The organism is Bradyrhizobium uaiense, from assembly GCF_010811875.1.
Taxonomy (GTDB): Bacteria; Pseudomonadota; Alphaproteobacteria; order Rhizobiales; family Xanthobacteraceae; genus Bradyrhizobium; species Bradyrhizobium uaiense.
In genome coordinates, this window is the sequence record NZ_VKHP01000186.1 from 1 (window position 1) to 19,609 (window position 19,609).

The 19,609-nt window shown below is 63.9% G+C and carries 16 protein-coding genes and 1 tRNA gene; 8 read left to right on the plus strand and 9 right to left on the minus strand.

The window, feature by feature from the left end; all coding sequences use genetic code 11:
- Positions 1-409 precede the first annotated feature (409 nt).
- Entirely contained in the window at positions 410-1,318 is a 909-nt protein-coding gene (locus tag FNJ47_RS33165) for a LysR family transcriptional regulator (RefSeq protein ID WP_163160139.1), read from the minus strand.
- A gap of 173 nt (positions 1,319-1,491) precedes the next feature.
- On the opposite strand from FNJ47_RS33165, the gene FNJ47_RS33170 reads away from it, so the two are divergent.
- From FNJ47_RS33170 to FNJ47_RS33180, 3 genes are read left to right on the plus strand one after another with little or no spacing between them, the layout of a single operon-like run.
- A complete protein-coding gene (locus FNJ47_RS33170) occupies positions 1,492-2,238 on the plus strand; it encodes an SDR family NAD(P)-dependent oxidoreductase (protein ID WP_163160140.1) in 747 nt (248 codons plus the stop codon).
- 36 nt (positions 2,239-2,274) lie between these two features.
- On the plus strand, positions 2,275-3,021 hold the full coding sequence (locus tag FNJ47_RS33175; protein WP_163160141.1) for an SDR family oxidoreductase: 747 nt from the start codon (positions 2,275-2,277) through the stop codon (positions 3,019-3,021).
- A 16-nt stretch (positions 3,022-3,037) separates the two neighbouring features.
- Positions 3,038-3,670: a glutathione S-transferase family protein gene (locus FNJ47_RS33180; protein WP_163160142.1), complete on the plus strand. Its 633-nt coding sequence runs from the start codon at positions 3,038-3,040 to the stop codon at positions 3,668-3,670.
- A 51-nt stretch (positions 3,671-3,721) separates the two neighbouring features.
- Here the strand turns inward: FNJ47_RS33180 and FNJ47_RS33185 are convergent, their stop codons facing one another.
- Together FNJ47_RS33185 and FNJ47_RS33190 are read right to left on the minus strand one after the other, a co-directional pair.
- Positions 3,722-4,783, minus strand: a complete 1,062-nt coding sequence (locus FNJ47_RS33185) for an adenylate/guanylate cyclase domain-containing protein (RefSeq protein ID WP_236000238.1) — start codon at positions 4,781-4,783, stop codon at positions 3,722-3,724.
- A gap of 38 nt (positions 4,784-4,821) precedes the next feature.
- Positions 4,822-5,661 (minus strand): SDR family NAD(P)-dependent oxidoreductase, encoded by an 840-nt coding sequence (locus tag FNJ47_RS33190; RefSeq protein WP_163160143.1) that lies wholly within the window; start codon positions 5,659-5,661, stop codon positions 4,822-4,824.
- 179 nt (positions 5,662-5,840) lie between these two features.
- Here FNJ47_RS33190 and FNJ47_RS33195 point away from each other — a divergent pair, with 179 nt between their 5' ends.
- Positions 5,841-6,803 carry a sensor histidine kinase gene (locus FNJ47_RS33195; RefSeq protein ID WP_163160144.1) on the plus strand — a complete coding sequence of 321 codons (963 nt, stop codon included), beginning with the start codon at positions 5,841-5,843 and terminating at the stop codon, positions 6,801-6,803.
- Positions 6,804-7,007: 204 nt separating this feature from the next.
- Positions 7,008-8,780: a putative bifunctional diguanylate cyclase/phosphodiesterase gene (locus FNJ47_RS33200; RefSeq protein ID WP_163160145.1), complete on the plus strand. Its 1,773-nt coding sequence runs from the start codon at positions 7,008-7,010 to the stop codon at positions 8,778-8,780.
- Between the two features lie 286 nt (positions 8,781-9,066).
- Here FNJ47_RS33200 and FNJ47_RS33205 read toward each other — a convergent pair whose 3' ends face one another.
- Positions 9,067-9,720, minus strand: a complete 654-nt coding sequence (locus tag FNJ47_RS33205) for a carboxymuconolactone decarboxylase family protein (RefSeq protein ID WP_163160146.1) — start codon at positions 9,718-9,720, stop codon at positions 9,067-9,069.
- Between the two features lie 105 nt (positions 9,721-9,825).
- On the opposite strand from FNJ47_RS33205, the gene FNJ47_RS33210 reads away from it, so the two are divergent.
- Entirely contained in the window at positions 9,826-10,230 is a 405-nt protein-coding gene (locus tag FNJ47_RS33210) for a YccF domain-containing protein (protein ID WP_163160147.1), read from the plus strand.
- A 26-nt stretch (positions 10,231-10,256) separates the two neighbouring features.
- On the opposite strand, the gene FNJ47_RS33215 is transcribed toward FNJ47_RS33210, so the two are convergent.
- On the minus strand, positions 10,257-10,931 hold the full coding sequence (locus tag FNJ47_RS33215) for a CerR family C-terminal domain-containing protein (protein ID WP_163160148.1): 675 nt from the start codon (positions 10,929-10,931) through the stop codon (positions 10,257-10,259).
- An 85-nt stretch (positions 10,932-11,016) separates the two neighbouring features.
- Between FNJ47_RS33215 and FNJ47_RS33220 the strand changes: the two genes are divergently transcribed.
- The gene (locus FNJ47_RS33220; RefSeq protein ID WP_163160149.1) at positions 11,017-12,360 is read left to right on the plus strand and encodes an oxygenase MpaB family protein; all 1,344 of its coding nucleotides are present in this window, start codon (positions 11,017-11,019) and stop codon (positions 12,358-12,360) included.
- A gap of 226 nt (positions 12,361-12,586) precedes the next feature.
- On the opposite strand, the gene FNJ47_RS33225 is transcribed toward FNJ47_RS33220, so the two are convergent.
- Together FNJ47_RS33225 and FNJ47_RS33230 are read right to left on the minus strand one after the other, a co-directional pair.
- Entirely contained in the window at positions 12,587-13,627 is a 1,041-nt protein-coding gene (locus tag FNJ47_RS33225; protein WP_163160150.1) for an alpha/beta fold hydrolase, read from the minus strand.
- A gap of 102 nt (positions 13,628-13,729) precedes the next feature.
- Positions 13,730-14,809, minus strand: coding sequence for an LLM class flavin-dependent oxidoreductase (locus FNJ47_RS33230; protein ID WP_163160151.1), 1,080 nt, complete (start codon positions 14,807-14,809; stop codon positions 13,730-13,732).
- A 128-nt stretch (positions 14,810-14,937) separates the two neighbouring features.
- Between FNJ47_RS33230 and FNJ47_RS33235 the strand changes: the two genes are divergently transcribed.
- Positions 14,938-15,014 (plus strand) — tRNA-Arg (locus FNJ47_RS33235).
- A 41-nt stretch (positions 15,015-15,055) separates the two neighbouring features.
- Here the strand turns inward: FNJ47_RS33235 and FNJ47_RS33240 are convergent.
- Positions 15,056-15,376: a hypothetical protein gene (locus tag FNJ47_RS33240; protein WP_163160152.1), complete on the minus strand. Its 321-nt coding sequence runs from the start codon at positions 15,374-15,376 to the stop codon at positions 15,056-15,058.
- A gap of 71 nt (positions 15,377-15,447) precedes the next feature.
- A partial coding sequence (locus FNJ47_RS33245) for an NAD-glutamate dehydrogenase (protein WP_163160153.1) occupies positions 15,448-19,609 on the minus strand: 4,162 nt, incomplete at its 5' end.

Here is a 19,609-nt window from a genome sequence, read left to right on the forward strand (position 1 = left end):
AATATACTTCGACGTATCCATCCCAATGCGGATAATCTCTCTCACGGACGGCTCCCTTGTCTGAGATTTGCAACAACCTCATTCTGGCACACTGATGCCGTAGGGGGCCGTCCACCCCATCAACCACAGGATTGGGTTGGCGAGGAAAGCCGTGGCCCTAGCATCGTGCAACAACTCTCATTCGGGGTAATGGGTCCCGGCATTCGCCGGGACGACGTGTGGAGAGAATCGTAGACTCGCATTCTCTTCAATGTCATCGCCCGGCTCGGGCTATGACAGTTGTGGCGGAGACGCAGCTTCGCGTTCTCGCGCCCGGTCGGGTTAACTTGTCGCAGCCCGACAAGGCAGGCACCTCGATCACGATCGAATTCCCACCGACATTCCGAGACGGCGCCGCCCTCTCCCGACGCTATCTGCCCTCGTTTCCCAGCGCCTGAAACTTGATCTCGTCTACCCGCGAGAGCACGAACTGCAGCAACGGAGAACGGTTGTTCTCGTTGTAGCCGATCACCAGATCGACCATGGGCGGCGCGCCCTGAATTGGGCGGCTGACGATGGTTTTCGGGATCAGGTTCAGCGCATAGAGCGGAAGAAGGCTGATGCCGCCGGTAGAGGCGATCAGCGAAACGGCCATGGCCAGATTTTCTGCCTGGTGCGCCGGCTCGATCGCCAATCCGTGACGCTTAAAGAAGTCATCGATCGCCGCGCGCAGCGTTGGCGCCCTTGCCGAGGAAACGCCGATGTAGCTCTGCCCCATCAGATCCTTCGGGCGGACCGCGGAGCGTGCCGCAAGCGGATGGTCTCGTGGCATCATGGCCAGGATCGGATCATGGCGGAGCAACTTGAACTGAAGACCCGCCGTGCTCTTCTCCGGACGCATGAACGCAAGGTCGAGCTTACCTCGCGTCAGTGCCGCAGCGAGGTCGGGCGAATCCTCGCTGCGGATCGTGATTTCCGTACTGGGCAGCTTGCCGCGCAGGATATTCATGACCGCCGGAAGCCAATCCATCTCGTAGCCGGTGAGAAACCCGATCGAAAAAGCCGATTTCGCCGGCTGGGCGGCACGCCTCGCGGCCTCCGCGGCGGCCTCGACCTGCAACAGAGCCACCCGCGCATGGTCAAGAAACACGCGCCCCGACGGCGTCAGCTCGATGCCGCGCGGTCCGCGCACGAATAACTGCACACCGAGTTCCAGCTCAAGGTCGTGAATCTGGCGGCTCAGTGATGGTTGCGCGGTGTGCAGACGCTTTTGGGCCGCGACCGAGAGGCTGCCCTCCTCAGCCACGGCGACGAAATAACGGAGATGTCGTAGCTCCATAGCCATCCCTCAAAAGTATGGCTCAGACCCTACGAAGTCTTTCTCAAAGAAGCCAGCCCCTCCTAAATCTCCTGTCCAGGAAGCCACACCAGCGCAACAGCCATCGAGGCCCCGCTGCGGACGCTTGGCGAACCAGGCCGAAAAAGCATATCGGCCATCAACTGGAGAGAGATATGACCAAACCCGTTGTCTTGATCACAGGTGCCCTTACCGGTATCGGCCGCGCCACAGCGATCGCCTTCGCCCGCGAGGGAGCCAACGTGGTTATTTCCGGTCGCCATGCCGATGCAGGCCGTGCGCTGACGGAACAACTCCGTACGCACGGCGCCGAAGCGGAATTCGTCCGCGCCGACGTCCGGAGCGAGAGCGATGTGGCGGCATTGGTCGAGCAGACGATCAAGCGGTTCGGTCGGCTCGACGTGGCGGTCAACAACGCAGGCACGGAAGGCACGCCGGGCCCGGTGACCGAGCAGACCGCGGAGAGCTACGCGGCAACGTTCGACACGAACGTCCTCGGAGTTCTGCTGTCGATGAAACACGAGCTCCGGGTCATGCAGCCGCAAGGCTTCGGCAGCATCGTCAACATCTCGTCGACCATGGGCAGCCGCGGAGCGGCGAATGCGTCCCTCTACGTCGCCAGCAAACATGCCGTCGAGGGCTTGACCAAATCCGCCGCGCTGGAGGCGGCTGCCTTCGGCGTTCGCGTCAACGCGATTGCGCCTGGCCCGATAGAGACCGCAATGCTCGACCGGTTCACGGGCTCGGCCGATCGCAAGGCCGGATTGATCACGGGAATCCCGCTGAAGCGGGCGGGACGCCCCGAGGAGCTCGCAGACGCCATCCTGTTCGCGGCTTCGAACAAGGCGTCGTTCATCACCGGTCAGATCATCAGCGTCAACGGCGGCAAGACTGCCGCGTGAAGCCTTCCTGATAGCATTTCAAACAGGAGAACAACCATGACCGACCTCATCAGCCGAACCGCCCTCGTCACCGGTGCCTCGCGGGGCATCGGCCGCGCCACCGCCCGCGCGCTCGCTCTCGCCGGCGCCCGCGTCATCGTTCACTACGGAAACTCCGCCAAGGAAGCCCATTCCCTGGTCGCGGAAATCCGAGAAGCCGGTGGGCAGGCCGACGCCGTCGGCGCCGATCTGTCGGCATCCGATGGCGCGCAGAGGCTCGCCGCCGAGGTACGCAAGCTCGTCGTCGGCCAGCTCGACATTCTCGTCGCCAATGCGGGAATTGCGGTCCCCGCGACCATCGAAGCCCAGACCGTCGAGGACTTCGATCGCATGTTCGCGGTCAACGTCCGCGCGCCATACTTCCTGGTGCAGCAGTTGCTCCCCCTGATGGGCGACGGTTCCAGCATCGTGATGACATCGTCATTGGCGGCGCGAGCCGCTGTCGGGCAGTTGTCGGCATATTCCGCCACCAAGGGCGCGATCGACACGATGGTGAAGCACTTCGCCTCGCTGCTTGGGCCGCGCGGCATCCGCGTCAATGCCGTGGCGCCGGGCATCATCGACACCGACATGTCGGAATTCGCCAAGACGGATGAGGGCCGCGATTACGCACTCAAGATGCAAGCCCTGCAACGGATCGGTCATGCCGACGATGTCGCCGACGTCGTGACCTTTCTCGCTTCATATTCGGCACGCTGGGTGACCGGCGACACCATCCAGGTCGGTGGTGGATCAAAGCTCTGACTTTGGGAGATCCGTCATGAAACTCTACCAATCCTTCGGTTCGCCCAACTCGCGACGCGTGAGAATCTATCTGGCGGAGAAGGGCATCACGATGCCCTTCGTACCGGTCGATCTCGGTGCGCGCGAGCAGTTCTCAGACGCCTACGCGGCCATCAACCCACGACGCGTCGTGCCCGCCCTCGTTCTTGACGACGGGACGGCCATAGCAGAAGTACCGGCGATCATTCGCTATCTTGAAGAAACGCATCCGAACCCGCCGTTGCTCGGAAGTTCGCCGAAGGAAAAGGCAATCGTCGCCATGTGGGAGCGCCGGATGGAATTGGAGGGGTTCGCTGCGGTCATGGAGACCGTGCGCAACGGGGCCGCCGGCCTCAAAGGGCGCGCGATCGCAGGTCCCCACGGCTACAATCAGATCCCCGAGCTGATCGTCCGTGGTCGGAGCCGGATCGCCGACTTCTTCGGCGATCTCGAGGCACGCTTGTCCGAAATGCCATTCGTTGCGGGTAACGAATTCAGTATTGCCGACATCACTGCGATCGTCGCAATCGACTTCGCGAGCAAGGCTCTGGAATTATCCATGCCGGGAGAGAACGGGGCGTCGCGCCGATGGTACAGTTCCGTGGCTACGCGTCCCAGCATGACAGCTTAGGTGCGCCCCGTCACAATGGCATCGAGGCCGCGTCGCCCTTCCGCTGAGAGACTACGCCACCGCTCCGATCCCGACGACGTCGATGCCGTCGACGCGGCCGCGGATCGGCAGCGTGCCGAGATTGCTCAACGGAAATGGCGGCGGCGCGGCGAAGCGGGCCATCGCCGCGCGCGAGGCGAGAAAGCCGCCATCGACCTTGCGGCTCAGCTCTTCCAGCCGCGCGGCGGTGTTCATGACGTCGCCGTTGAACACGATCGCGCGCTTGACGTCGCCGATCTCGCCGACGATCACCGGCCCGAAATGCAGGCTGCCGCGAATCTGCGGCACCGCGCCGAATTCGCGCTCGAACTGCGGCGCCGCCTTTTGCAGCGCGCTGCGCATCGCAAGGAAGCAGCGCAACGGCCTGCAATCGACCGCGCCGCTCTGTTCCGGCCAGGTCACGATGATCTCGTCGCCGACATAGTTGAGCACCTCGCCGCGATAATCGACCACCGATTGCGTCAGCAGGCGGAAAGTGCGGTCGAGAAAGCGATGGATGCCGATGCCGCCAAGCCGCTCGGCGAGCCCGGTCGATCCCGCGATGTCGACGAACAGCACGAAACGGTCTTCCTCGACCGGCGCGTGATAGCGACCGGTGACGAAGTTCAAGAGCGCGCGCGAGCCGATCAGATTGGCGATGCTGAATCCGAGATTCACCAGCACCGAGACGATCGCCGAACGGGCGAAGCTCGACCAGAAATCCTGCAATGAAGCCTGTGGCGCCACCCCCGCAATGCGTTCGCCCGGCTGCAACAACTGGATGCCGATGATGATGACCGCGTAGATCGCACTGCGCATGGCCAGATTGGTGAGGAAGGACAGGCGATTGAGCCAGTCCCAATCTTCGAGGACGAACAGCTCGATGGTGCCGATCACCGCAGCCAGCAGGAACCCGTAGGTGATGCCGACAACCAGCTGGGCAGCCCCGGCGCCATAGCTGATCAGAGTGATGATGACGCCGGACAGGATTCCGGCAACGACGACGGCGGCAAGGCGTTGCAGCTTCCGCTCAATCCTCGCGCTCATGCGCTGCGGCCGGCGCGAACCTTCCATCGATCCGGTCGATGCGGACATGGGATGTTACCTTTCCGCGGCAGCGAGGAGGTTGCGAGCTAGGTCCCCTGATCGAATGCCTTGCGCAACGAAACATAACCCGCCTGCTGCTGGCTCCAGTTGCGGCCGCCGGTGATGGCGCCGTCGACGACGAGGTCATGACCGTTGATGAAGCTCGATTCGTCGCTCGCCAGAAACACCGCGGCATGCGCGATGTCGTCGGGCAGCCCGGCACGCGGGATCGGCTGCGCCGCCTTGTAGACCTCGCGCATCACGGCTGAGGTTTTCTCGGCGGCCTCCGTCGACAGCCCGAGCGCCTTGCCGAAAATGCCGGTGGCGATCGCGCCGGGCGAGATCGAGTTGACGCGAATGCCGGACTCGCCGAGCTCCATCGCCACGCATTTGGTGAAATGAATGACGGCGGCCTTCGCAGCGCCATAGACCATCGACGAGGAGAAGCCGGCGAGCCGGCCGGCGATGCTGCCATTGTTGATGATGCTGCCGGAGCCCTGTTTCCGCATATAGGGCGCGGCATGCTTCATGCCGAGCATGACGCTGCGCACCAGGGTTGCCATCGCCGCGTCGAACCGCTCGACGTCGAGGCCCTCGATGCCGCCGGTCTGCGCCGGGCCGCCGGCATTGTTGAACAGGCAATCGATCCGGCCGAATTTCTCTACCGCCAGCGCGATCAGCGCCTGCATCTGCTCCTCGACCGTGACGTCGGTCTGCCGAAACACGCAATTGGCGCCCAGCTGTTGCGCCAGCGCCTCGCCCTCCGGCGCGCGGCGCCCGGCAATCACGATCCTCGCCCCCTCAGCGACGAAGACCTCCGCCGTGCGCAACCCGATGCCGCTGGTCGCCCCTGTGATCACCGCGACCTTGCCGTCCAGCCGTCCCATGCCGGTCTCCCAACTTAGCCTTTGATGTTGCGGATATTCCCCAGCCACTCCTGACAACGCAAGCATGGGCACGGTTAACGGCCAGCGAGGTCCGCCTGTGGCCAGAAGGCCACAACTGCGGTTTTTCGGTCGCAGCGGCCTTATTTTGGGGCGCCTGTTCACGTGAACTGGAACGACCGATGGCGAAATGGATCGACGATTTCAGGGCGAGTTGGCGGGGTGATTCCCAGCCCTCGGTGCTGCTTGCGGTCGCCTTCGCCGTGCTCTGTCTCGTTTTGGCCACGGCCGCGCGCTTCGGGCTCGCCCAGATCAGGCCGGACGTGTTCTTCACGCCCTATTTCCCGGCGGTGTTCTTCGCGACCGCCCTCGGCGGCTTCCGGATCGGGATCGCAACCGCGCTGGCAAGCGGCCTGCTCGGCGTCCTCCTTAACTTCAGCAGCTCGCACGCCGATCCGGCGCGCTTTGCGCTCCTGATGATCTTCTGGGTGGTATGCGGTATCGCGATCTGGGGCGTCGAGCACTACCGTTCCCTGGTCGCGCAGCAGCGCGAAGTCTCCAAACGGCTGATCGAGGAGGAGCAGTACCGCAAGATCGTGGTCGACGAGTTGCAGCACCGACTGAAGAACAAGTCTTCGACCATTCATGCCGTGCTGCATCAGGCGTTGCAGGACCGGCCCGATATCTGGCAGCGCATCGACCATCGCATCCGCGCGCTCTCGGCGACCGACGATCTGATCGCGCGGGTCGATGGCTATGGCTGCGATATCAAGGATTTGCTGCGCTCGGAGCTCGGGCCCTATGGCCATGTGCGCTTCAACCTCAACGGCGAACAGCTGTTCCTGCCCGCCAAGCTTGCCGTCTCGCTCGCGCTGATCTTCCATGAGCTCGCAACCAACGCAGGAAAATACGGCGCCTTCTCCTCGCCGCGCGGGCTTCTGCAAGTGTCCTGGACGGTGGACGATGGACGTCTCAACGTGATCTGGGACGAGACCGAGGGACCGGTGGTCGGGGTCATCGGCGAAGCAGGCTTCGGCACCAAGCTGTTGAAGTCGGCGCTGCGGCCGTTCGACGGCAAGACCGAGATCAGTTACCTGAAAACCGGTGTTCACTGCACCATGCAGTGCAAGCTTCCCAACTGTTGATAAGTCGGCTTTCCGGCACAGGCGCATTTGTTGGTGCAACCGCGCGCGCCGCAATCGCTTTCACCAGCGGCCGGAGCCGCCATTGATACTCTGTTAATGACGATTGCCGCGACGGCTTGCGAAAGCAGCGCGGGTCTCATTCTGTCACGGCATTTCCCAAGTCCGCTTAACCAAAACTACAACGGACTTTGCCAAGGTCGGCACATGCATAGTTTCACCAAGCACGATTTTCAGGCGGGCGCGGCAGCGACCAGCCAGGACGACATTTCCAGCAATGAACTGCGCATCTTGCGCGATCTTCTCCAACTGCTGCCGGCGGGCGTGACCGTCCAGGACGAGCAGGGTCAGTTCATCCTGGTGAACGAAGCGGCAGCCAGCCAGTTGCAGCTGGCCGCCAGCGCGAGCCAGCCGTCGCCGGTCGACGAACGCCATGCCGCCAATCTGGACCTGCTGCGCAGCGGCCGTCCGGTGGTGCTCGAGGAAGTGCTCTCCTGCGGCGCATTCAAATACGTGTTCCTCACCTCGCACCGGCCGGTTCAGATCGCCGGCCGCAATCTCCTGATCTCGACATCGACCGATATCAGCGAGCAGAAGGCATTCGAGGACCAGCTGTTCCGCTCGGCCTATTACGACGAGCTGACCGGCCTGCCGACCCGCCGGGTGATCGAGCATCGCGTCAACGGCCTGATCCGCGACGATTCACAAAGCCATTTTGCGCTCGCCTTCCTCGACGTCGACAATTTCAAGCACATCAACGACTATTACGGCCACGCGATCGGCGATGCGCTGCTGATCGAACTGTCCAAGCGGCTCGGCCACGCGCTGCGCGAGACCGATATCCTGTCACGGATATCCGGCGACGAATTCCTGCTGCTGCTGAACCCGATCAGCGGCAATGACGAGGTTGCCGAATTCATCCATGTCATGCAGGAGCGGCTGAAGGCGCCGTTCTTCATCGAAGAATCAGAGATCTTCGCCTCGACCTCGATCGGCGTCAGCCTCTACCCCATGCACGGCAGGAGCTACGAGGCGCTGCGCCAGAACGCCGACATCGCGATGTACCGCGTCAAGAACAACGGCAAGGGCTCGACCGCGTTCTTCGACAACAGCATGGAGCGCGAGGCGCTGGCGCGGATGAAGATCGAGCAGTCGTTGCGGCTGGCGATCCTGGAAAAGCGCTTCTGCTGCGCGTTCCAGGCCAAGGTCGATATCCGCACCCACGAGGTCAAGGGCATCGAGGCGCTGGTGCGGCTGCGCGACGACGAGGGCGTGATCCAGGCGCCGGGCACCTTTATCAACCTCGCCGTGGAGCTCGGCCTGATCGACGAGCTGACGTTCCTGGTGCTTGCGGAAATCGTCAAGTCGATCGACCTGATCAACGACACGTTCGGCCCGACCGCAACGATCAGCATCAATGTCGCGGCCAAGCAGGCCGGCAATGTCGAATTCATGCGCCGCTTCGCCCGCGCGATCGAGGAGACCGGCTTCCCGAAGCGATTCATGATCGAGGTGACCGAGGACGCGTTCGTGACCCGGTCGCACTTCCAGGACCAGATCGTGCCGATCCTGCGCGGCATCGGCGTCGGCATCTCGATCGACGATTTCGGCATCGGCTATTCGTCGCTATCGGCGCTCGCCGACATCACCGCCGACGAGATCAAGATCGACCGCTCGTTCATCACCGACATCCATAAGCGGCCGCGCAGCCAGGGTATCCTGCGGGCGATCGAGTCGCTGAGCGAGGCGCTCGGCATGACCGTGATCGCCGAGGGCATCGAGTCCTACGAGGAGCTCACCTATCTGCAGGCGGCGAGCAAGATCCGCTATGCCCAGGGCTATTACTTCGCCAAGCCGATCTTCCTCGAAGACCTGAAGCCCGCGACGCCGGTCGCCAGCGAGTCGCGCGCCAGCATGGCGGCGCGCCCGGCCCAGGACGGCCGCCAGGGCTATTCGCGCGCCAGCGGTTTTCGGCGGTAGAGACCTGTTCGCTTCAAACAGGCGGTCTCTGTCACCTCGCCCCGCTTGCAGGGAGAGGCATAGGCCGTCTTTCGCGGCCGTTCCTTGAGAACGCCGAGGCAAGGCCTCGGCTATGCCGCATCGCTAGATGCGTTCCGGGTGAGGGGGATTCTCCACGCGCACAACTCCCACCGCCGACGCGGAAGCAGCCCCTCACCCCAACCCTCTCCCCGCAAGAGCGGGGTGAGGGAGCAAAGTTGCGCGTCGCGTCGACCACTGAGCCTGCCTGACGTTCGAGTGCTCAGCCCTACTTCTCCAGCACCGGCAGCGGCGGCACGCCGTTATTCGCGGGAGCTGCCTGCATCGTGATCAGCATCATCGACACCATGTCATAGTAACCCATGATGCCGATGATATCGGTGATGCCGCGTTCGCCGAATTTCTCCAGCGCGGCCTTGTAGACGGCGTCGCTGACCTTCTTGTCGCGATAGAGCGCGATGCCGAGATCGTACAGCGCAGTCTCGTCATCTTTCATGCCGTCGGGCCGCGTGCCCTTGGCGATGGCGTCTGCGATCTTCGGATCGAGGCCGCCCTTCATCGCCAGCGGATAATGCGCGGACCATTCATATTGCGCGGTCCAGTGCCGTGCGGTGATCAGGATCGCCATTTCGCTGAGCCTTGCCGGCAGCGAGGTATTCCAGCGCAGATATTCCGACAGGTTCGACAACTTTGGCGCCAGATCGGGGTTGCGGATATAGGCGCGGTAGGGCGGCGCGGTGAACTTGGCATTGCGCGGCGGCGCGCTGATCATGTCGGCCCAGGCCTTTTGCGCCGGCGACAGCTCCTCGGCCTTGAGCGGCGCAAAGCGCACGGCGTCCTCGCTGTGCGCGGCCTGCACTGAAAATGCCAACGCCGCCACGATCCCAACCGCAAGAGCCCTCACCTCAAGTCTTCTTTTCATTGTCGTTCTCCCCTCAAGGGCGCCGTGCGCCGGGCCGCACCCTACCGCGGCGCCGGCCGCCGGCCTATATTGAGGCCGATCGATCGCCGAGCGAAGGTGTCAGCCATGCAGCCTGTATCTATCCTCCTGAACATTCTCTGGATCCTGATCGGCGGGGCGTGGATGGCGTTCGGCTGGCTGATCGCCGCCGTGATCATGGCGATCACCATCATCGGACTGCCGTGGGCGCGCGCCGCCTTCAACATCGCAGTCTACACGCTGCTGCCGTTCGGGTCGCGCGCGGTGCGCCGCGATGAAGTCACCGGGATGTCCGATATCGGCACCGGACCGCTCGGGGTGATCGGCAATCTGATCTGGTTCATTCTGGCCGGCTGGTGGCTCGCGATCGGCCATCTGATCACCGCGATCCTGCTTGCCGTGACCATCATCGGCATTCCCTTTGCCTGGGCGCATCTCAAGCTTGCCGGCATCGCGCTGTGGCCGATCGGCAAGGTGATCGTACCGGCCTAGGGCGTCTGCCCGAAGGCGCTTACTCGTCAGCGCGCGAGCGCGTCGACCTGCGCTTCGAGCGCTTCGATCACCATCGTCAATGAGGCCGTTTTGCCCATCGTCCGCGAGATGATCGGCGCGCCGGACTGGAAGCCGGTCAGGCCCGCAATCATCATCACGGCGCGGACCCGCGCCTGCGCCGTCGTCAGTTGCTCTTTGGAAGCTGCGATGATCAGCTTGGCCACGAGCTCGATGCCCGGCCGCCACAGCCCGGCATAGAGAACCTCGAACGCCCGCCCGGGATCCGCCAGCTCGCGTTGAACGAAGAGACGATTCTGATCGCTCGCGGATGTGAGCAGGAATCGCGCCAGCGCCGTCAGCAGTAGCTTCAACTGCGCCCGGGCGCCGCCCGGATCGGGCGGCCCCTCCAGCGACGCCAGCGCGGTCTCGCCGACGACTGCCATGCTCTCGTGATAGCGCGCCAGGATTTCATGCGCGCAGGCAAGATACAGGCCTTCCTTGTTGCCGAAATAATAGTTGAGCGCTGGCAGGTTGATGCCGGCGTCCTCGGCGATCTGGCGGGTCGTCACCCCTGCGAAGCCGCTGTTGCCGAACGCTGCGAGGGCGGCGTTGAGGATGCGGACGCGCGTCTCGTCACCCTTCTTGTAAGGGGTCGTGGCCGATCGCGTCGGCGGCGGCAGGGGGCTGTTTCGGGCGCTCATCGGAAAATCATATCACACGATATTAATTATTGCATTTTCTATCACTTGATATAATTTTGCGACCAACAATCAGGGAGAGCCGCTTATGCAGGCCGGAACACTGGAAAAGCTGCGCAGCAACGTCGCCGCGCAAAGAGAGAGAAACCCCGGGATTTACGGCAAGGTCGATTTCGCCATCGTCCCGGAGCGATTTGCCGCCGATGCCGGCACGCCGAGCGTCCTCCCCGGCAAGTTCGCCGCTGCCCGCGCGGCGCTGCTCGCCGATCCCGACCGCATCGCGTTCATCCGCAGCTACACCATGATGGGCGATCCGCCCGCCGATGCCTATGCGGCACTGATGCGCGAATACGGCTTCCGCCGGCTGGTCACCATGCTGGTTCAGGCGTGCGACGCGGGCGTTGAGACGGTCGCCGATGCGCCGGCCGAACTGGTCGCGCTGATCCGCGACATGGAGCGCACGCCCGCCTGGCTCGACATGAAGCTGGTCGAGGAAGGCGCGCGGATCGATCGCAACGGCGCCGCCAATCTGAGCCCCTTCATCATCCGCGGTGCGTTTCTCGCGACCTTCATGAACAAATACGCGGCGCTGCCGATGGCGATCACCAACGCCTTGTCGAGCGGCACGTCGGCGCGGCGCGTCAAGGAAACCGCGACGTTCTTCGCAACCTCGGTGCTGCCAGGTGCGCTCGGGCGTTTCGGGCCGGGCTTCAAGGCGGCCGCGATGGTGCGGCTGATGCATTCGATGGTGCGCGCCAATATGATGCGCCGCGCCGACAATTGGGACATCTCGGTCCACGGCATCCCGATTCCGCAGGTCGACCAGATGCCCGCCGGGCTGATCCCGATTTTCCTGCTGGCGCAGAAGGTGCTGGCCGAAGGCCGCACGGCGTTCACGGCGGAGGAGCGGGCCCGTGTCGAGCTGGCGCGCTACCGCTGCTTCCTGCTCGGCCTGCCGGAGGAGCTGCTCGCCGATACGCCGCAAGGAATTGTCGATCTCATGCTGTTGCGGTCCGCGACGTTGCGGGCGGGCTACGACGACAAGACCTGCGGCGAACTGGTCCGGGCCACGATGGCGGCGACCTTGCGATCGGATGAGTCCTTCGGCAGCCGCCTGTTCGAAGCCTTCGAACGCAGCTTCGCGAAGTCGTTCTTCCTGAACGCCTTCCTCAATAGCGACAGGGCCAGGGCCGCATCGATCGGCGTGCCGATCACGGCGAAGGATCGCGCCCTCACGGCACTGGTCGGAATCTTCCTGTTCACCCGGCTTGCATCCTACCGCCTGGCATCCCGCATTCCCGGTTTGCGCGAGGTCGCGGACCGGCGCCTGGTCAGGCGAATTGAAAACCTGTTGAAGGACTATGGCCACGCCGAGTTCACGACCGATGCCTCGGCCTATCGCCCGGCGCATCCGTCAGCGGCGAAATCCTGAAGCGCGATGAGATTGAGACGAAGAGCGACGCCACTGTGCCCCCTCTCCCCGTTCTTATGGGGAGAGGGTTGGGGTGAGGGGCCATCGCCGCGTATGCGATGATCACTGCGTTTGCGGAGACTCCCCCTCACCCGGAACGCATCTAGCGATGCGTTCCGACCTCTCCCCGCACGCGGGGCGAGGTAAAGTGGAGTCCGTCGCTCTAGCGAGGTAACATCACTATCCTTTAACGCGCCGCCTCGCAGCCGGGAATATCGAACACGGCAGTCAGGCCGCAGGGCGAGTTGAGCATCTTGCCGCCCTCGTGGCCGACGCCGGGCACATCCCACAGGCTGTGGTTGGGCGTGCCGCCATCGCGGGCGGCCATCGCGGCAACGTAGGAATGGCCGCGCGCGTAGCGATACGGCCCCTCGGCTTCCGCCATGCAGGATTTGTCGAGCGCGGGATGATCGGGATTGGTGTCGAGCGTGCCGAGCAGATAGATCACGCGGCGCGCGACATAGGCCTGCTCCAGTACAGCCGGTGTCGGCGCGGCGAGATAGGGCGGACGGTCGTCCATGCCGAACTTCCAGCTGTTATAGCCTTCACACGCCGCCGCGATCGCAGGCGCCGGCCGCTCCTTGGTGAAATACGCATAGGAGGAGGGATTGGCGACAACATAGCGCACGCCGATGCCCTCGTGCAGCAGCACCTGATCGCCCTTCACCGCGATCGCATAGCGCTGCACCACCTGGCCGCCGCCGGAATGGCCGAACACCACGACCTGCTTCAGGTTCGGAAACAGCTTGCGGTCGCCGAGCTTGGCCAGGATGGCGTCGAGCGCCTCAAACGAGCTCACCGGATTGGGGGCGATCGCGGGCTCGCCGCCCTGCCAGCCATAGAGGCTCCAGCGCAGCGTCTCCGCCGGCAGCTTGAACGCCTCGACGTCGGGCTCGATCAGGAATTGCGGCGCGATCATCAGCGTGCTCTTGCCGGCATCGCCGGCCGCCGCCTGCGCACTCAACGCCGCACGGAAGTAATCGTCGGCGTTACGCAGCACCCCGTGCAGCACCAGCACCGCGCGGGTGATATCGGGCATCGGATTGGACCAGTCCGCCGACAGATAAAGCGGAAACACCGCGCTGCCGACGGCGATCCGCCCGCCGGCGATTTCCTTGACCGGCTTCTTGTCACGCTCGATCTGCGCCTGCGTTGCAGACGCAACCGGCGCGTGAGCGGCCGTCACGGCGAACAGCGCCAAGGCCGCGAGCCAGGCTCGGTGATGCATGGTTCGATCTCCATTGTGCCGCGAGGTTGCGATCCCCGCCGGATCATGACGCGTCAGGTGCCGTATGCCCCATGAATTTTCGGAAAGCTTCGATACCGCGCATCACGCGCCGAGCCGCCCGCGATTGTTCGCGGCAAGGATCGGGCGGACCAGACGGCCGAACCGCTCGGCCTCCTCGTCGTGCAGATAGCCGGACAGGCAGAAGGAGTGGCAGCCGGCGTCGATGAACTGCTGCAAGGTCGCGGCGCATTGCTCGGGATTGCCGACCACCGCGATGCCGGCGCCGGGCCGCACCTTGGTGATCCCGGTCCACAGATGCGGCATCAGGAGATCGCCGTAATCGCGCGCGAGCTGCTGCACGCGCTGATTGGCCTCCGACCTGACATAGAGCGTCTTCATCTCCTGTTTCTGCCGGTCGGTGGCGTGGCGCACCAGCTGGTCGGCCGCATCCCAGGCATCCGCCTCGTTCTCGCGGCAGATCACCTGCAGCCGCATGCCGAAGCCGATCGCATCCTCGCGGTCATGCGCCCGCGCCATCCGCCTGATCTCGGCGATATTGTCCGCGATACGCTCGGGCAGATCGCCCCAGAACAGATGGACGTCGGAATGCTTCGCCGACACTTCCCAGGCTTGCCGCGAGCCGCCGCCGAGATAGAATTTCGGAAACGGCTGCTGCAGCGGACGCGGGCGGATATGCGCGCCCGAGATCGTGTGAAACTTGCCTTCGAAATGCACCGGGCCACGTGTGGTCCACAGCGCCTTCAGGATCGAGACCTCCTCCTCCATCAGCGCGTAGCGCTCCTCCTTGGCATAACGCACGCCTTCGGCCTCGACCTCGCTCTCGTTCTGGCCGGCGATCAGGTTGATGCAGATCCGCCCGCCCGACATCTGGTCGAAGGTCGAGATCATCTTGGCCATCAGCACCGGGTTGATGTAGCCGGGCCTTGCCGCGATCAGCGGCTTGATCCGGCTGGAGCGCGCCGCCATGAAGGCGCCGGCGATCCAGGCCTCCCAGCACACCGAGCCGACCGGAATCAGGAGATACTCGAAAGAGGCGTCCTCGGCCGCCTTGACCACGCGCTCGCAGAGTTCCGGCGAGCCGGCGATTTGCGCCTCCATCAGCCCATAGGCCGTGGTGTCGCCATGCGTGGGCAGATACCAGCCGAATTCCAGCGGACGCATGGGCAAACTCCCTCGAAAGACGGCTTTTTTCGGTGGCCTGTCATATTGGCGCAGGCAGTTTACAGCCCTTGACCAGCCGGACAACGCCGTTGCCGACCCGGAGCCAATCAGCTAAATGGTGGCTGCACGCACCCGTAGCTCAGCTGGATAGAGCGTTGCCCTCCGAAGGCAAAGGTCACACGTTCGAATCGTGTCGGGTGCGCCATTTCCGCCTCACCGCCGACCAATCGTAGCCCTTGCTGCGGCTTACGGGATTCTTGCCGCAACGTTGGGACGGTTCTTCTCGAGCCAGGCGACAGCCTCGGGTTCATCGACGACGCACTCGAAGGTTTCCCAGGTTGGGTCCTCCAGAGACTCCAATTGCAGTCGCTTCGCCGCATACTCAACGAGATCGTGCAAGCGTTCGTACCCTTGTCGGTGCTCGAGGGAGTCTGCAATTGCGGTGCTGGTCCATCCTCGTTGAGCCAAATCGATAATGCTCGGAGCGTCAGCCTCGTTGAACCAGGGTGTGGCATCGAACTCGATGCAGCGGACGTTGTCCGCGGTATGGCAAGTGGCGTGGATCATTGGATTCCTCCATTCGCCGGCTATCAACCCGCGCAGGCATTGCGCTTCTCACATCGCTGCCTCGCACGCCCTCAGACTCTGACCAGGTCCCCGAGCAGGTTCGCCGCCACCGTCAGCTTGGCGAGGGTCATGCCACTCGCAGCGATCTCCTCGACCGAGCGGCGGATACGCGTCGCTTCGGGGTGAGCCGCGAGCCAGGTCTCGACGGCCTCCTGGCCGGACTGGCCGGTTGCGAGCATGTCCGCGGCCAGTCTCCTTTCGGCGCCAGCGATCTGCTCAACGGCGCGGTCAATGGCCATGCGTTCGAAATAATCGTTGGCCGGCACCTTGCGCGCTGCGGCGATGATGCGGTCGAGACGGAAATTCGCCTCGGCGGCGTAGAAGGTCGCGGCGGCATCGCCGATAGGGCGCGTGGTGCGCTCGGCAACCGTCACGATGTCGGGTGCCGAGTCCAGAGCGTCGAGATCGGCGAGCTCGCCGGCGAGGCCGGCCGGGACACCGGCGTCGGCGAGTTCCTGCCGCCGCTTGACGCGCGCGGCCTGCAAGTCCGGCGGCAGGGCGGTGTCGAGCCCGGCGACGATCTGGCGGATAGCCGGGCCGAAGCGCGCGACCACGGCCTCCAGTCCGTCCTTGAAATCGACATTGCGCACGTACCAGACCATGCGGGAGAGCAGGAGCTCCTGCACTGAGGCGTAGAGAGACAGCTGCAACTGCCCGTCGACGCAGGCGTCGAGTGCATCGATCGCGTCATTGAGCCACTTCAGTCCGTAGCATTCATCGACCGCCACATAGGCCATGACGATGGTCGGGACATCGGCGTCGGTCTCGTCGATCAGGCGCACCACACAGGCCGGGCCACCGCGATTGATCACCGCATTGGCGAGACTGGTCGCGATGATCTCCCGCCGCAGCCGATGCAATTCGGCCGCGCCCGGGAATTTGTCCTGAATCTCGCGCGGAAAATACTGAGATAGTTCGCGGGCAAGATAGGGATCATCGGGCACGCCGGTGACGAGCAGGTCATCGTAGAGGGTCAGCTTGGCGTAGGCGAGCAACACGGCAAGCTCGGGCCGCGTCAGGAACTGGCCGCGCCGTGTGCGCTCGGTGAGCGCGGCGTCGTCGGGCAGGAACTCCACCGCGCGGCTGAGCAAGCCGCGCAGTTCGAGCGACTGCATCAGGCGGGTGAGGAAGCCGGTCTCTGCCACACCCTTGCGCTCGGCCAGCGAGAGCGCCAGCGTCTGCAGATAGTTGTTGCGCAGCACCAGGGCGCCGACCTCCTCGGTCATCGCGGCAAGCAGGCTGTTGCGGTCAGCCGGACTGAGGCGTCCCTCGCGCTCGGGGCGCGCCAGCGCGACCTTGATATTGACCTCGACATCGGACGTGTTTACGCCGGCCGAATTGTCGATGGCATCGGTGTTGAGCTTGACGCCCTTCTGCGCCGCTTCAATGCGGCCGCGCTGGGTAACGCCGAGGTTGGCCCCTTCGCCGATCACCCGGGCGCGCACGTCGCCACCCACGATGCGGATCGGATCGTTGGCGCGGTCCCCGGCCTGATCGTCGGTTTCCGCGGAGGAGCGGAGATAGGTGCCGATGCCGCCAAACCACAGGAGGTCCGCGCGAGCCTTCAGGATCGCCGTCATGACCTCGAAAGGCGTGGCTTGCGGCTTGTCGAGATCGAGCAGCGCGCGCACTTCCGGCGCGAGCGGAATCGCCTTGAGCGAGCGCGAGAACACGCCGCCGCCCTGCGAAATCAGCGACTTGTTGTAGTCCTGCCAGCTCGATCGCGGCAGATCGAACAGCCGCTTGCGCTCGGCGAAGCTAGTCAATGGATCGGGCGAAGGATCGATGAAGATGTCGCGATGATCGAAAGCCGCCACAAGCCTTGTCGCCGGCGAGAGCAGCATACCATTGCCGAAGACGTCGCCCGACATGTCGCCCACGCCGACCGCGGTGAACGGCATGGTCTGAATGTCGGTACCGAGCTCGCGGAAGTGACGCTTGACCGCCTCCCAGGCGCCGCGCGCTGTGATCCCCATCTTCTTGTGATCGTAGCCCTGGCTGCCACCGGATGCGAAGGCATCGCCGAGCCAATGGTTCTTCTCGGCCGAGATGGTGTTGGCGACGTCGGAGAAGGTGGCGGTGCCCTTGTCGGCAGCAACGACGAGGTAGGGGTCATCGCCGTCGTAACGCACGGTGGATTCGGGCGGCACGACGACGTCACCGTCGAGATTGTCGGTGAGTTCGAGCAGCGAGCGAACGAAGATGCGATAGGCTTCGGTGCCCTCCGCGAGCCAGGCGTCGCGATTGGAAGGTGGCGGCAGGCGCTTGGGTACGAAGCCGCCCTTGGCGCCGACCGGCACGATCACGGCGTTCTTGACCTGCTGCGCCTTCACCAGGCCGAGGATCTCGGTGCGGAAATCCTGCGGTCGGTCGGACCAGCGCAAGCCGCCGCGCGCAACCTTGCCGAAGCGCAGATGAATACCTTCGACACGAGGCGAATAGACGAAGATCTCGTAGAGAGGCCGTGGAGCGGGCAAGTCATCGATCCGGCGCGCCTCGAACTTGAAGGAGATCACCGGGCGCGGATGTCCGTTCTCGCCGATCTGCCACAGATTGGTGCGAACGGTCGCCTGCACCAGATTGGTGAAGCGGCGCAGAATGCGGTCTTCATCGAGCGAAGCGACGGATTTGAGCTGCTCCTCGATCTCGGCAAGTAAAGCCGTCTCGCGTGCCGAGCGCTCGGCATCTGTCAAGATGAGGCGCGGATCGAGGCGGGTCTGGAACAGCGCGACCAGAGTGGCTGTGATCGCGGCGTTCTTGCGCAAGGTCTCCCACATGTAGTCCTGGGTGAACGGAGCGCGGATCTGGTGCAAATAGCGCGACAACGCCCGGATGGTCGAGACTTCCCGCCAGCTCAGGGCGGTGCGCAGGATCAGGCCGTTATATCCGTCGGATTCGGCGCGATCGGTGACCACCGCCATGATCGAGGCTTCGAGGCGATGGCTGAATTCCGGGGTGATCTCGATGGGCTGGCCGTCACTGGTCTCGATCGTCATGTCGTGCAGCCAGACCGGCTCCGGCCTGTTACCGGGCACGATCTGATAGGTGCGTTCGTTGACAACGCGCAAGCCGTGATTTTCGATTACCGGCACGCGGTAGGACAACGACAGGGGGGCGGCGTCCGAAAACACTTTCAGGCCGAAGCGCTTCGGATCGTCGCCTTCGACGCGGTAAACCGAGATCGTCACCGGGCGGGCGGGCGTCAGCCTTTCGATGGTCGCGATATCGGCAATCGCCTGCTCCGCGGTGAAAACCTCGGTATACCCGCCGCTAAAGGCCCGTGCATACCGGTTGGCGATCATGCGTGCTCGCATGCCGTCGGTCGACGCGGTGAGCGCTGCCTTCAGCTTGTCAGCCCAGGTCGCGGCAATGGCGCCGATCCCGGCTTCTAGCGTGGCGTGGTCGACGACGGGCGTTTTGCCTTCATAGCGCCCGACGATGAAGTGGACGCGCGCAAGCGCGCCTTCAGGGAATGATACGTAGGAAGCGGACAGGGTCCCCTTGAAGACTTGCGACAGGAAGGCTCCGACGCGTGTGCGGACGTCGGTGTCGTATTTGTCGCGCGGAATGAAGGTGAGGATGGAGACGAAGCGATCGAACTTGTCCACCCGCACCAGCGCTCGGACGCGCGGGCGCTCGTAGAGAAGCAGGATCTCGATGACGAAATTGTAGAGTGTGTCGACGTCGATCTGGAACAAGTCGTCACGCGGATAATCTTCGAGAATATGCATGAGCGCCTTGCCGGAATGACCGTTCGGATCGAAGCCCGCGCGCTGCAGCACCCGCGAAATCTTGAGGCGCACATAGGGAATCTGCCGTGCCGAGCGGGTGTAGGCGCCCGAGGTGAAGAGGCCGACGACGCGCAGTTCGCCTTCGAGCCGGCCGTCGGGCGAATAGAGCTTGATGCCTACATAATCCATCCGGATGCGGCGATGGACGCGGCTGCTGACATTGGCCTTGATGACGATCAGCAGGGTCGGCTCGTGCATGAACTCCCGAATTTCCGGCGACATCACCACCATATCGTTGCCGCGGCGCAGAACCTTCACGTCCGGATCGCGCAGGATTCCGAGGCCTTCGCCGGTAGTGATGTCGTCCGACGCTTCGCTATCGGGCGAGAAGCGATACTCGCGCACGCCGAGGAACGTGAAATTGTCCGCGCAGAGCCATTGC